Source organism: Micromonospora sp. NBC_01699 (genome assembly GCF_036250065.1).
Classification (GTDB): domain Bacteria; phylum Actinomycetota; class Actinomycetes; order Mycobacteriales; family Micromonosporaceae; genus Micromonospora_G.
Genome location: NZ_CP109199.1, coordinates 1,652,053 through 1,665,736, shown reverse-complemented (window position 1 = coordinate 1,665,736; position 13,684 = coordinate 1,652,053). Strand labels below are relative to the sequence as shown.

The following is a 13,684-nucleotide window of genomic DNA, read 5'->3' as shown; positions in this document are numbered from 1 at the left end:
CACCCGGCACCCCGATCGCGGCGGGTCCGGCTCCCCCGAGCGAGCCGGACCCGCACCTGCCCCGAACCGGTCAGGGGGTGGCCCGGCGGATGGTCAGCAGGCCGCTGCCGGTCACGGGGTGGCCCGGCGGATGGTCAGCAGGCCGGCACCGGCCAGCAGCAGGGCGAGCAGTACCGGCCAGCCGGCGAAGAGGGAGAGCGCCGACTGGTCGCCGAGCCAGCGCCCGACCGCCAGCCACCACCCCTGCCAGGTGATCAGTACGCCGAGCAGGCCGAACAGGAGCAGCAGCGCGATGCTCAGGACGTACAGGCCGCTGACGCCCCAGCGTCGCAGCACCAGGGCCAGGAAGATCCCGACGAAGCCGAGCACCAGGAACGGCACCGTGTAGATCAGGATCTGCGCCACCGGGTTGTCGGTGGTGATGAACGACGGGGCAAAGAAGCGCAGGGAGATGCCCCACCCGTCGGTCGCCCGCTCGACCAGCTGGAACAGGTAGAGCACGGTCCCGAAGAGCACGGACTCGCCGAGCAGCAGCAGCGAGATGGCGGCGTAGAAGGTCCGCCGGGTCAGGCTCAGCCCCAGGGCGAGCGGGAAGAACTGGGAGACCGACTGGGCGGCGCTGATCATCGTGACGATGTAGATGCTGACCAGGCCGCCAGTCTGCGGTCCGCCCGGGATCTCGTCGCCGATCACGCTGAACAGGGCCAGGTTGATCACGAAGCTGGAGAGCAGGATGCCCCACGGCCAGGCGACCAGGGTCGGCCAGGTGATGAGATGGATCCGGGTCGCGGGAATGACGCGGTTCATCGGATGTCCCCCTTGCCTACCGTACGGACGTTCCCGGCGCCGTTCGACGTGCTGGTGAGCCGGACCACCAGTTCCTGTAGCGGGACCGGGGTCAGCTCCAGTCCGAGGCCGGTGATCCGGTCGCGGGTGGCCGGGTCGAGCGGCCCCCGCAGGGTGACCCGGGCGAGGTTGCCCAGCCGCTCGCGGTGCAGTTCCTGCGCGTACGCGGCCGCCTGTTCCACCGCCGCCACCGGCCCGGAGACCGTCACCAGCTCGGTACGCAGCGCCTCCGCGCTCTCGTCCAGCAGGATCCGCCCCCGGTCGATCAGCAACACGTGCTCGATCAGGTTGCTGACCTCGTCGATGAGGTGGGTGGAGAGCACTATCGTGCGCGGATACTCGGCATAGTCGGCGAGCAGTCGGTCGTAGAAGATCTGCCGGGCGGTGGCGTCCAGCCCGAGGTACGGCTCGTCGAAGAAGGTGAGCGGTGCGCGGGCGGCGAGTCCGATGGTGACGCCGAGCGCGGAGAGCATGCCCCGGGAGAGCTTGCGCACCTGTCGCCGGGGCGGCAGCTGGAAGTCGTCGATCAGGGAGGCGGCGAACTCCCCGTCCCAGTGCGGGAAGAGCAGCCGGGCCGCGGCCAGCGCGTGCCGTACCTGGAAGTTCTGGGGGTAGGTCTGGCTCTCCTTGATGAAGCAGATCCCGGTCAGGATCCCGCTGTTCTCGTACGGGTGCTGGCCGAGCACCGACAGCTCGCCGGCGGTGGCGAAGTTCTGCCCGGTGAGGATCTGCATCAGGGTGGTCTTGCCCGCGCCGTTGCGGCCGAGCAGGCCGTGGATGGTGTTCTCGGCCAGGGAGAAGCTGACGTTGTCGAGCGCGGTCGTCGGACCGAATCGCTTGGACAGGCCCCGTGCGGTCACCACCGGGTTCATCGGTCCCCCTCCCGGAGGTCGATCATCGACTTGAGTTCCTCGGCATCGATGCCGAGCTTGCGCGCCTCGGCGAGCAGGGGTCGGACGTACTGGTTGGCGAACTCTTCACGGCGCCGTTCCCGCAGCCGGGTGCGGGCGCCGGTGGAGACGAACATCCCGATTCCTCGTTTCTTGTACAGAACGCCGTCGTCGACAAGCTGGTTGACGCCCTTCGCGGCGGTGGCGGGGTTGATCCGGTGGAAGGCGGCCAGTTCGTTGGTCGAGGGGACCTGGGCCTCCTCGGCGAGGCTGCCGTCGATGATCGCGGTCTCCAGCAGCTCCGCGACCTGGAGGAAGATCGGTCGGCCTTCCTCCATCACCCGCACCCACCGAGGTGGAGGCCGAGCCGGTCAAGGTTAGCCGGTTCATTACTCATGTAACTAACCATGTAACCAGGCCGGCCGGATGTCAAGGCCGGATCCCGCCCACCCCCGGTGACCGTCGCCACCCCGACACTCCGCTCTGGTCATCAATGCCGGCCGGGGCGGGCGGGGTGGGCAAATTACGGTGCGGCGCTCGTGGGGCCGTCGGTAGGGTGCCAGCGGACCCGAGAGATCGACGGGACGGCCATCTCCCCGCACAGATCGGCAACCGGTGACACGACAACTGGCACCAGCCACGGCAACCAGCCCGGTCGAGCCGCCGTCGCTCTGGCGCAGCAGGAACTTCCTGCTGCTCTGGAGTGGACAGACGGTCAGTGAGCTGGGCACCCGGATCGCCGGCATCGCGGTCCCACTGCTCGCCGCCGACGAACTCGACGCCAGCGTGTTCCAGATCAGCCTGCTGACCTTCCTCGCCTGGCTGCCGTACCTGCTGTTCTCGCTGCCCGCCGGGATCCTCGCCGACCGGGTCGACCAGCGACGATTGATGATCGCCTGCGACCTGGGCCGGATGGCGCTGATGCTGTCGCTGCCGCTGGTCGCGTACGCCGGGAAGCTGACCCTGTGGTACCTCTACCTCGTCGTGGGGCTCGGCGGGGTGCTCACCGTCCTGTTTACCGTCGCCTACCGCAGCCAACTCCCCCGGCTCGTCGTCGCCGACCAGCTCGTCGACGCCAACGCCAAACTCGGGATGAGCCAGGAGTTCGCCGAACTTGTCGGCGCGAGCGTCGGCGGCGCGCTGGTCGGACTCGTCGGCGCGACCCGGACCTTCCTCAGCAACGGACTCGCCTTCCTGCTCAGCGCGCTGTCACTGTGGCTGATCCGGGAGACACCGGCGCAACGGCAGCCGGCCGAACCCGAGGGCCGGGTCCCGCTGCGGGTCGCGATGACCGACGGGTTGGCCTTCATCCGCCGCCAGCCGGTCCTGCGCCAAATCCTGGCCTGCACCACCACGTCCAACTTCTTTGTCATGGCGTCGGCCTCCGTCGAGGTCACCTTCATGGTCCGCGAGCTGCACGCGTCGCCGCCACTGGTCGGAGCCGTCTTCAGCCTCAGCGCCCTCGGCGGCCTGGTGGCCGGCGCGTACGCGAGCCGGCTGTCCCGGTGGATCGGATCCGCGCGGATCATCTGGGTGGCGATGGCCGCGCCCGGTCCGCTGTACCTGCTCATGCCGCTGGCCCAACCGGGCTGGGGCGTGCTGCTCTACGGCATCGGCCTGGCCGCGTTCTCCGCCAACTCGGTCCTGTTCAACGTGGCGGCGATGACGTACCGGCAGCGGATCACCCCGGCCGGACTGCTCGGCCGGGTGAACGCGTCGTTCCTGTGGATCTGTCTCGGAGCGGTGCCGCTCGGCGCCCTGTTCGGCGGTCTGCTCGGCAGTCAGCTGGGCCTGCGTCCGACACTGCTGATCTGCGTACTCGGGACCTGGAGTGCGGCCCTGTTCGTCTACTTCTCGCCGCTGCGCCGGATGCGGGACATGCCGACGGACTGACTCTACTGTCTATCTCGGCGATGCCAGCCCGAGGTCGTCACCCGAACCAGGTCATCGCCTGCCCGTGCGCGCGGGTCCAGGCCAGCGGTCTGCCGTCCAACGCCAGCAGGTTGTGCCGCGCCTCGCCGGGCGGCTCCGGCAGCCCGTCGTGGGGCAGCACGTCCGACGCCTCGTTCGAGACCCAGTGACCGGGCAGGGCGCGTACCAGCTCGACGAACGCCTCCCGACGCGGCTTCGGCACCTGGTACAGCACCGAGGTGTGGAACACCACCAGCGTCGCGTCGGCCGGTGCCCGCGCGGCCAGCGCCGGCAGGTCGTCCACCAGATCACCGCGTACGAGTATCGGCGGTTGCGCCGCGGCGACGGCGACCGCGGCCCGGAGTCGGTCCCGGCGGTGCGTCTGCTCCGGCCAGATGAGCGAGTCGAGCCATCCGACGTCGGCGGGATCGGTCACGTCGAGCGGGTTCAGGTCCAGGCCCGCCCGCCACACCACCTCGGGCAGGTCGGTCGGTAGCGGTGCTCCGGTCGCCGCACAGTCGAGCAGCGGCTCGCCCGTACCGAGCACCCGGTCGCCGTAGCGGTAGGCGTACCTGTCCGGGTAGAGGCACAGTCCGGCGGACGCGCCGACCTCGATCAGCGCGAGCGGCTGCGGCAGCGCGGCGAGCACCGGCAGCAGTACGGCACACCGGCCGACCTCGTTGGTCTGGGTCGCCCGGACGAGGATCCCCGCCTCGATCGATGGCCAGTTGCCCAGCGCGTACTCGTGGAACGCGGCGGGATCCTCGACCGGTCCACCGAGGGACCGTACGACACCGAACAGCAGGTTCGGCTGCTGCTTGGCCGGCGGCAGCGTACGGAGCAGCGCCAGCAGTTCGTCGTCGCGGGACACCGCCAGGGACAACCGCTCGTACGCGGGAGACTCCCCGCGCGCCTCGCGTACGCCGAAGGCGGCGTAGCTCTCGGAGATCGTCATGCCCCGATGATCGCAGGAACCCGCCCACCCCCACCCGCCGTAAACCGCCCCGACCCACTCCCACCCGCCGCACACCAAACGGCGCGACGATCTTGCACTTGTGGTGGTGAACAAATCCGGATGAGGGCCCTAATCCGGGCGCCACAAGTGCAAGATCGTCGATGGTCGGGCCCCTGCTGAAGGGGTGCACCACACGTGAAAGGGGTGGCCCCGGTCCGGAACTGGAGCCACCCCACTGAACGCGCGTCGGCACGTACGCCGACTCCAGCTTTCGTCGAAGCCCCCCGACCCGGGCAGGCCGGGGGGCTTCACCCTCAACTGTGGATAACACGACGTTGGAGACCGCACGGGAGCCGAACCCCGGTAGACCGCCTCACGACCGCGGAACGCCGGGCTTCAGTCGTTGCCCATCGAACAACTTGACGTTGCAGCTAACGCACTTTGTCCGGGCTCAGCTGCACCCCGAGGTGGAGCCGCAGCCCTCGCAGACGTAGCAGCTACCGGCCGGGCGCATCTTCGTGCCGCAGGTGAAGCAGAGCGGTGCGTCCGCCGCCTTGCCGAGCACCGATTCCAGCAGCTCGGTCGAGGACCCGATCCGGACCCCCAGCTGCTTGGTCCCGATCACCTCGGGCTCGGCCACGGCCGCCACCGGCACGACGGCAGCGGCGGCCGGTTCCGGCTTCACCTCGGCCGGTGTCGCCACCGGGGCGGACGTGGCCATCACGGCCAACTCCAGGTTGTTCTCCGCCTCGGCCTCGGCCCGCAGTTGCGCGGCCCGCTCGCTCGCGGTGAAGATGCCCAGCTCGGCCCGACGCTCGTACGGCAGGAAGTCCAGGGCCAGCCGACGGAAGATGTAGTCCATCACCGAGGCGGCCATCCGGATGTCCGGGTCGTCGGTCATCCCGGCCGGCTCGAACCGCATGTTGGTGAACTTGCTGACGTACGTCTCCAGCGGGACGCCGTACTGCAAGCCGATCGAGATGGCCACCGAGAACGCGTCCATCACCCCGGCGAGGGTGGAGCCCTGCTTGGACATCTTGAGGAAGACCTCGCCCAGCCCGTCGTCCGGGTACGACGACGCGGTGAGGTAGCCCTCGGCACCGCCGACCGAGAAGGAGACCGTCTCCGACGGGCGCTTCTTCGGCAGCCGCTTGCGTACCGGGCGGTACTCGATGACCTTCTCGACAACCTTCTCCGCGCTGACCGGCGTCACCTCGGCCGGGGCGGCTCCGGTGGCCTTGTTCGGCTTGGCCACCGAGAGCGGCTGGCCGACCTTGCAGTTGTCGCGGTAGATCGCCAGCGCCTTGAGGCCGAGCTTCCAGCCCTCGAAGTAGATCTCCTCAACGTCGGCGACGGTGGCCGCCTCCGGCATGTTGACCGTCTTGGAGATCGCGCCGGAGATGAACGGCTGTACGGCGGCCATCATCCGGACGTGACCCATCGGGGCGATCGAACGCTCGCCCATGGCGCAGTCGAAGACGGCGTAGTGCTCCGGCTTGAGGCCGGGCGCGTCCACAACGTGGCCGTGGTCGGCGATGTGCTCGACGATCGCCTCGACCTGCTCCTCGGGGTAGCCGAGGCTGCGCAGGGCGCGCGGGACGGTCTGGTTGACGATCTGCATCGAGCCGCCGCCGACCAGCTTCTTGAACTTGACCAGCGCCAGGTCGGGCTCGACCCCGGTGGTGTCGCAGTCCATCATCAGGCCGATGGTGCCGGTCGGGGCGAGCACCGACGCCTGGGCGTTGCGCCAGCCGTTGCGGTCGCCGAGCTTGTTGCCCTGCGTCCACTGCTTGGTCGCCTCGCGGACGATCGCGGTGGCGACCGTACCGGATGGCTTGATCTCGTCGTTGGCGGCGGCGTGCTTGCGCATGACCCGCTTGTGCGGCTCGGCGTTGCGGGCGTACCCGTCGTAGGCGCCGACCACCCCGGCCAGCTCGGCCGAGCGGCGGTACGCGGTGCCGTTCATCAGCGAGGTGATCGCGGCGGCGACCGAGCGCCCGGTCTCCGAGTCGTACGGGTGGCCGGTGGCCATCAGCAGCGCGCCGAGGTTGGCGTAGCCGATGCCGAGCTGCCGGTAGGCCCTGGTGGTCTCGCCGATCTTCTCGGTCGGGAAGTCGGCGAAGCAGATCGAGATGTCCATCGCGGTGATCACGAGCTCGACCGAGCGGACGAACTTCTCCACCTCGAAGCCGCCGTCGGCGCGGAGGAACTTCATCAGGTTGAGCGAGGCCAGGTTGCACGAGGAGTTGTCCAGGTGCAGGTACTCCGAGCACGGGTTGGAGGCGGTGATCCGCCCGGTCTCCGGGCTGGTGTGCCAGTCGTTGATGGTGTCGTCGTACTGGAGGCCGGGGTCGGCGCACTCCCAGGCGGCCTGGGCGATGGTCCGGAACAGGCTCTTGGCGTCGATGGTGTCGATCACCGCGCCGTCGAGTCGGCCGCGCAGGTCGAACGTGCCGGCGCCCTCGACCGCCCGCATGAACTCGTCGGTGACCCGGACCGAGTTGTTGGCGTTCTGGTACTGCACGCTGACGATGTCGGAGCCGCCGAGGTCCATGTCGAACCCGGCGTCACGCAGGGCACGGATCTTGTGCTCCTCGCGTGCCTTGGTGGTGACGAACTCCTCGATGTCGGGGTGATCGACGTCGAGGATGACCATCTTGGCCGCGCGCCGGGTGGCGCCGCCGGACTTGATGGTGCCGGCGCTGGCGTCCGCGCCGCGCATGAAGCTGACCGGGCCGGAGGCGGTGCCGCCGCTGGAGAGCAGTTCCCGCGAGGAGCGGATCCGGGACAGGTTGACGCCGGAGCCGGAGCCGCCCTTGAAGATCAGCCCCTCTTCCTTGTACCAGTCGAGGATCGAGTCCATCGAGTCGTCGACGGCCAGGATGAAGCAGGCGCTGACCTGCTGCGGCGAGGCGGTGCCGACGTTGAACCAGACCGGCGAGTTGAAGCTGAACACCTGGTGCAGCAGCATCCAGGCCAGCTCGTGCTCGAAGATCTCGGCGTCACCCTCGGTGGCGAAGTAGCCGTGCTGCTCCCCCGCGGCCCGGTACGTCTTCACCACCCGGTCGATGAGCTGCTTGAGCGACCACTCCCGCTCCGGGGTGCCGACGGCACCGCGGAAGTACTTGGTGGTCACGATGTTGGCCGCGTTGACGCTCCACGAGTCGGGGTACTCGACCCCGCGCTGCTCGAAGTTGATCGAGCCGTCGCGCCAGTTCGTCATGACGACGTCCCGGCGTTCCCAGGTCACCTCGTCGTAGGGGTGCACCCCCTCGGTGGTCCAGACCCGCTCGATCTTCAGTCCGGTCGTGGTAGCCGCCCGTGACCTGCTCTTGTTCGCTGTCATACCTTCCCCCGCCATCTCATCCGCCCCCTTACCGGCACGGTCCGCCGCCGCGCCAACGACATGATCAAAAACCAAGAAGCTAACCGGTACGGCCGCCGGCCGGTTCCGCCTCGGCCGGGGTCGTCGACCCCGGTGCGGCGTCGGTCCGCGCCGCCGTCCGGGCGGCCGCCGCCGCGCGCAGTGACTCGATCTCGCGCTCGAAGTCCCCCAGGGAGTCGAACGAGCGGTAGACGCTGGCGAAGCGGAGGTAGGCCACCTCGTCCAGTTCCCGCAGCGGGCCGAGGATGGCCAGGCCGACCTCGTTGCTCGGGATCTCGGCGGCGCCCTTGGCCCGGACGGTCTCCTCCACCCGCTGGGCGAGCAGGGCGATCCTGTCCTCGTCGACCGGGCGGCCCTGGCACGCCTTACGCACCCCACCGATGATCTTCGTACGGCTGAACGGCTCGGTCACCCCGCTGCGCTTGACGACCGCCAGGACGGCCTCCTCGACCGTGGTGAACCGCTTGCCGCACTCCGGGCACGACCGCCGACGGCGGATCAACTGGCCGTCGTCGGCCTCACGCGAGTCAACGACCCGGGAGTCGGCGTGCCGGCAGTATGGACACCGCATAGCCGACCTCCTTTCACCGCACTGTGGGGCGCCCGTCATTTCCCGGACACCAGGACAGCCGGCGGGAGCCACGGTGAAGTGGCCGTCGCCGTGCTGGTGAAAGGGAAGCTGCGGGTAGCCGAACCCAACCTGTGGGCGACTCACACCCATGTCACTACTACATCTAGGGGTCGACCGTATGCCGCGGAGCGGCCGTGGTCAAGTTGACGGGCGGGTCTCGCGCGTCGCCGTTATCTTCCCAACAGTGCGGGTCGGCCAGCGGTTACCGGCCCCCGACGGACGGTCAGACGATCACGGTGTGTCGCCCCCGAAACCCCGGACAGTCACCGCTCGCGCGGCAGGGTCAACCGCTGCCCGGCATGGATGGTGTATCCGTCGATCCCGTTGAGCCGACGGATCTCGTCGATCACCCGGAACGGCCGCCGACCCGGTCGGTGCCGCTCGGCGACCGACCAGAGCGTGTCACCGGGAAGCACCACCGCGGTGGGCGCCGGACCGGGCGGGTCGGCCGCCCGGGAGGAGGGCGCGAGCGCCACCGCCAGCCCGGCCACGAGCACCAGGAAGAAAACGACCAGCACCACCCGACCCCGCCGGGTCAGCCGTAGTCGACCATGCCGCGAGGGCTGGGAAATGACCGGTGCACCCACGCTGACCTCCAAGATCGTACGCCAGTTCGATAGAACAGACGTACGATGGTGTATCAGAACAGGCGTACGGATGTCGAGCGTGCGGGCACGACACGCCGACGCCACGTCGTACAGATGTTTGAAACTGTCTGATCTCACCTATACGGTCGTGAACAACCGATCCCGGCCGACGCACGGTCGCGCGGGATCCGGGCCCATGCGCACCACGTGCCACACCGGCACCACCGCCGAGCAGGGAGGACGGACGTGTCGACCGACGACCGGACGAACCGGCAGCAACACCCGAAAGAGGCCGTCGCCGGATCCGGCGCCCCCTCGGCCCGCCGCCGCGGCCCGGCCCGCTCCCGCGCGGCCGAGCAGCCCACCCTGCGCGCCGTCACCTCAGTGGTGAGTCACTTCCCCGACCTGGTCAGCGCCGACCTGACCACCCGGCAGCGGCGGATCCTGGAGTTCATCCGGGACTGGGTGGAGCGCTACGGCTACCCGCCGAGCGTGCGCGAGATCGGCGAGGCGGTCGGCCTGGTCTCCCCGTCGAGCGTCGCCTACCAGCTCAAGGAACTGGAGCGGAAGGGCTTCCTGCGCCGGGACCCGAACCGTCCCCGCGCGGTGGACGTACGCCCACCCAACGACCTGGTGGACGACGAGGCGGCCCGCGCCCAGCGCCCCACCCCGGCGTACGTGCCGATGCTGGGTCGGATCGCGGCCGGTGGTCCGATCCTGGCCGAGCAGGCCGTGGAGGACATCTTCCCGCTGCCCCGCGAGCTGGTCGGCGAGGGCGAGGTCTTCATGCTCAAGGTCAAGGGCGACTCGATGCTCGACGCGGCGATCTGCGACGGCGACTGGGTGGTGGTCCGCCAGCAGCCGACCGCCGACTCGGGCGAGATCGTGGCCGCGATGCTGGACGGCGAGGCGACGGTGAAGACCTACCGCCGGCGGGACGGGCACGTCTGGCTGATGCCGGCGAACTCGGCGTTCGACCCGATCCCCGGCGACAGCGCCTCGATCATGGGCCGGGTGGTGGCCGTACTCCGCCGGATCTAGCCCCGATCCGGCAGCACGCGAACAGCCGTCGCGGCGCACTCGGGCCACACTCGCCCGTGCCGCGACGGCTTCGACGTCTCCGGCTGCCGGGACGGCTTCGACCTGTCCGGCTGCCGGCTCAGCGCCGGCCCTGGTCCGGGTAGCCCTGCTCGGGATAGCCCTGCTCCGGGTAGCCCTGGGGCGCGGGCCGTCCCGGCCCGTACTGCTGCCCGCCGCGCGGCGGGACGTGGCCGTTCACCGGCTGCTGGCCGTTGCGGCGGTCGCCACCCTGGCGATGCGGGTCGCCTCCCTGGCGGTGCGGATCGGCGGGCGGGTAGCCACCCCGGCCGCCACCGTAGACCGGACCCGACGGGGTGCCACCGCCGGGCGCCCGCGACCCGGCACCGCCGTACACGCCCGGGGCGGGGCCACCGGCCGGGGGCCGGGGCGTACCGCCGTAGACCGCGCCGCCGCCCTGCTGACCGCCGCCCTGCTGACCGCCGTAGACCCCGGCCTGGGGACGACCGGACGGCTCGTACTCTCCGCCGGGGTGCGGGTAACCGTTCGCGCCGGGGCCGCTGGGCTGTCCGGTCCAACCGCCGTCCTGGGCGCCGCCGCCGTAGGTGGTGCCGCGCGCCTGGCCCGACTGGTCCGGTGGCAGGTCAGCGGCGCCCTGGCGGCCACCCCTCGGCCCGTTGCCGTCGTCGGGCCAGCCGGGCTCCGCCGGCTCGGCCGCCCGCCGGCGCCGGGACCGGAGGATGCCGAAGATCCCCAACCCGACCAGCAGGGCACCGAGCACCCCCACGGCCGCGATCAGGTACGTGATGTCGGACAGGGTGAGCTGGGAGGTCCAGGACTTGCCGCTCTCGGTCGCGCCACTGGCCTCGCCGTCGGCCGCGGCCGGCGCCTCGGCGGTCTTCGCCGACGGTACGTAGCTCTGGATGACCACCTCGGCATCGTCGGCGAGGCTGCCGACGTCCGAGACGGTGACGAAGGACTTGCCGTCCGGGGTGTACGAGATCGACTCGCCGAAGGCGTCGGCCAGCGGCGTCATCCGGGGCTTGCCGGTGGTCAGCGCCTTGACGATGTCGCCGTCCGACACGTCCCACTCGAACGCGTCGGCGTAGGTGCGCAGCGCCACCCGGCTACCGTCCGGAGACCGGGCCGCACCGGTGATCATCAGCCGGCCGGTGACCGTGAGCAGGTTCTCCGTCGTGCTCTTCGGCAGGGCGATCTCACCGGCCAGCTCCATCGGCACGCCGGTGGCGTTGTCCTTCGGCAGCGGCGCCGGCGCCCGGTAGATCTCGCTCTTCTCGGTGCCGGTCTTGGTGATCACGTAGGCCGCACCGTCGTCGCCCATCAGCAGCGCCTCGGCGTCGTGCGGCTTGCCGCCCGGATAGGCAAGCCGGTGCAGCACCGGCTTGCCGGTCCCGTCCGCCGGCAGGCTCCACAGCACCACGCTGGTACGCCGTTCGGCGGCGTCGGCGTTGTCCCCGATGTCGGCGACCCAGAGGGTCTTACCGTCCGCGGAGACCGCCAGGTCCTCCGGATCGCGCGAGCCCTTGCCCGTGTACGGGATCGCCTTGGTCACCGCGCACTTGCTGCTCAGGACGAAGATCTGGTCGTGGCTCTGCACGTCGGTGCTGTCGTTGATCACGACGTAGCCGGTCTTCGTCGCGACCATGCCGGAGAGTTCGTTCGTCCGGCTGTCGTCGATGGTGCAGACCTTGGCCGGTGCGGCGAGCGCCGGGGCGCCGGTCAGCCCCAGACACCCGCCGACCACACCACCGACAACCACGACCGAGGAGAGGACACGCCGCATCGGCCAAGTGTCGCACGTCGCAGAGACACGGTGGGAAGGCCGTGATCCTTCGCCCCGAAGCCGCCTTTTCGGGCGGTTTCGGGGCTACTCGCCGACGGCCCGATATGGGGTTAATTCAGCCGCCAACGCCTCGTCGACCCGCACGTGCAGCAGCGTCCCCTCGGCGAGGTGTGTGGTACCGAGCACCTCACCGCGCCGATGCACCCGGGCGACCAGGTCACCCCGCGCGTACGGCAGCACCGCCCGCAGCTCGACCGCCGGTCTCGGCAACCGGGCCTCGATCGTCGCGCGAAGCTCGTCCATGCCCCGCCCGGCCCACGCGGAGACGAAAATGGCATCCGGCCACTCCCGCTTGAGCCGCAGCAGCGTCTCCTCCTCGGCGGCGTCGGTCTTGTTCACCACCAGCAGCTCGGGCAGCTTGTCCGCGCCCACCTCGGCGAGCACCTCACGGACCGCGCGTACCTGCTCCTCCGGGTCCGGGTGCGCCCCGTCCACCACGTGGACGACCAGGTCGGCGTCGGCCACCTCCTCCAGCGTCGAACGGAACGCCTCGACGATCTGGTGCGGCAGGTGCCGGACGAAGCCGACCGTGTCGGAGAGGGTGTAGACCCGCCCGTCGGCGGCTTCCGTCCGGCGGGTGGTCGGGTCCAGGGTGGCGAAGAGGGCGTCCTCGACCAGGACTCCCGCCCCGGTCAACCGGTTGAGGATGCTGGACTTGCCAGCGTTGGTGTAACCGGCGATGGCGATCGCCGGAACGGCGTTGCGGCTGCGCCGGGCGCGCTTGGTCTGGCGTACGGTGCGCATCGCCTTGATCTCCCGCCGCAGGCGGTAGATGCGGTGGCGGATCCGGCGCCGGTCGGTCTCCAGCTTGGTCTCGCCGGGACCTCGGGTGCCGACACCGCCACCGGCGCCGCCGCCGCGACCACTGCCGCCGGCCTGCCGGGACAGGCTCTCACCCCAACCACGCAGCCGGGGCAGCAGATATTCGAGCTGGGCCAGCTCGACCTGCGCCTTGCCCTCCTTGCTCTTCGCGTGCTGGGCGAAGATGTCCAGGATCAGCGCGGTCCGGTCGACGACCTTGACCTTGGTGCGCTGTTCGAGGTTGCGCAACTGGGACGGGGAGAGCTCCCCGTCGCAGATCACCGTGTCCGCACCGGAGGCGAGCACCTCGGCGGCGAGATCCTCGACCTTGCCCCGACCGATGTACGTGGCCGGATCGGGTCGGGTACGCCGCTGGATCAGCCCCTCAAGCACCTCGGAGCCGGCGGTCTCGGCGAGCGCGGCCAGCTCGGCGAGCGAGTTCTCCGCGTCGGTCATGGTGCCGTCGGTCCAAACCCCGACCAGGACCACCCGCTCCAACCGGAGTTGCCGGTACTCGACCTCGGTGACGTCGGTGAGCTCGGTGGAGAGCCCGGCCACCCGGCGCAGTGCCGCGCGGTCCTCCCGCTCCATCTCACCGGTGGTGACCTCCTCGCCGAGCAGGGCGTCGAGGTCCTGGTCGGTCAGCGGAGCGAAGCTTTCCTGATTTCGCAAGCGGGTCTCCTGTCCGTTTGATCCCTGACCTCAATCGTGACACGCTCCGGCACCGATCGCACCGCCATAATCCGTCACCCCGGCTGATCGGTTCGTCCGGCCCG

At 70.2% G+C, this 13,684-nt stretch carries 11 protein-coding genes; 2 read left to right on the top strand and 9 right to left on the bottom strand.

What is annotated here, in order from left to right; translation table 11 throughout:
* Positions 1 to 111: 111 nt before the first annotated feature.
* Genes OG792_RS07525 through OG792_RS07515 form a run of 3 tightly spaced genes read right to left on the bottom strand, consistent with a single transcriptional unit; the run spans position 112 to position 2,074 of the window.
* Positions 112 to 807 (bottom strand): ABC transporter permease, encoded by a 696-nt coding sequence (locus OG792_RS07525; protein ID WP_329108501.1) that lies wholly within the window; start codon positions 805 to 807, stop codon positions 112 to 114.
* Positions 804 to 1,718 carry an ABC transporter ATP-binding protein gene (locus tag OG792_RS07520; RefSeq protein WP_329108500.1) on the bottom strand — a complete coding sequence of 305 codons (915 nt, stop codon included), beginning with the start codon at positions 1,716 to 1,718 and terminating at the stop codon, positions 804 to 806. Before OG792_RS07520 ends, OG792_RS07525 begins: the two co-directional genes overlap by 4 nt.
* A complete protein-coding gene (locus tag OG792_RS07515; protein ID WP_329108499.1) occupies positions 1,715 to 2,074 on the bottom strand; it encodes a GntR family transcriptional regulator in 360 nt (119 codons plus the stop codon). The genes OG792_RS07520 and OG792_RS07515 overlap by 4 nt, the downstream gene beginning before the upstream one ends.
* A gap of 277 nt (positions 2,075 to 2,351) precedes the next feature.
* On the opposite strand from OG792_RS07515, the gene OG792_RS07510 reads away from it, so the two are divergent.
* Complete coding sequence (locus tag OG792_RS07510; RefSeq protein ID WP_329108498.1) at positions 2,352 to 3,629, top strand: MFS transporter; 1,278 nt, start codon at positions 2,352 to 2,354, stop codon at positions 3,627 to 3,629.
* A gap of 37 nt (positions 3,630 to 3,666) precedes the next feature.
* Here the strand turns inward: OG792_RS07510 and OG792_RS07505 are convergent, their stop codons facing one another.
* From OG792_RS07505 to OG792_RS07490, 4 genes are all read right to left on the bottom strand, one after another.
* A complete protein-coding gene (locus tag OG792_RS07505; RefSeq protein ID WP_329108497.1) occupies positions 3,667 to 4,602 on the bottom strand; it encodes a DUF2332 domain-containing protein in 936 nt (311 codons plus the stop codon).
* Positions 4,603 to 5,053: 451 nt separating this feature from the next.
* Positions 5,054 to 7,948, bottom strand: coding sequence for a vitamin B12-dependent ribonucleotide reductase (locus OG792_RS07500; RefSeq protein ID WP_442932388.1), 2,895 nt, complete (start codon positions 7,946 to 7,948; stop codon positions 5,054 to 5,056).
* A 79-nt stretch (positions 7,949 to 8,027) separates the two neighbouring features.
* Positions 8,028 to 8,558 carry a transcriptional regulator NrdR gene (nrdR, locus tag OG792_RS07495; RefSeq protein WP_329108495.1) on the bottom strand — a complete coding sequence of 177 codons (531 nt, stop codon included), beginning with the start codon at positions 8,556 to 8,558 and terminating at the stop codon, positions 8,028 to 8,030.
* Between the two features lie 323 nt (positions 8,559 to 8,881).
* A complete protein-coding gene (locus OG792_RS07490) occupies positions 8,882 to 9,205 on the bottom strand; it encodes a LysM peptidoglycan-binding domain-containing protein (protein ID WP_329108494.1) in 324 nt (107 codons plus the stop codon).
* 246 nt (positions 9,206 to 9,451) lie between these two features.
* Between OG792_RS07490 and lexA the strand changes: the two genes are divergently transcribed.
* Positions 9,452 to 10,246 (top strand): transcriptional repressor LexA, encoded by a 795-nt coding sequence (gene lexA, locus OG792_RS07485; RefSeq protein ID WP_329108493.1) that lies wholly within the window; start codon positions 9,452 to 9,454, stop codon positions 10,244 to 10,246.
* A gap of 118 nt (positions 10,247 to 10,364) precedes the next feature.
* Here lexA and OG792_RS07480 read toward each other — a convergent pair whose 3' ends face one another.
* Both OG792_RS07480 and hflX read right to left on the bottom strand, forming a co-directional pair.
* Positions 10,365 to 12,047 (bottom strand): hypothetical protein, encoded by a 1,683-nt coding sequence (locus OG792_RS07480; RefSeq protein ID WP_329108492.1) that lies wholly within the window; start codon positions 12,045 to 12,047, stop codon positions 10,365 to 10,367.
* Positions 12,048 to 12,131: 84 nt separating this feature from the next.
* Entirely contained in the window at positions 12,132 to 13,580 is a 1,449-nt protein-coding gene (hflX, locus tag OG792_RS07475) for a GTPase HflX (protein WP_442932387.1), read from the bottom strand.
* Positions 13,581 to 13,684 lie beyond the last annotated feature (104 nt).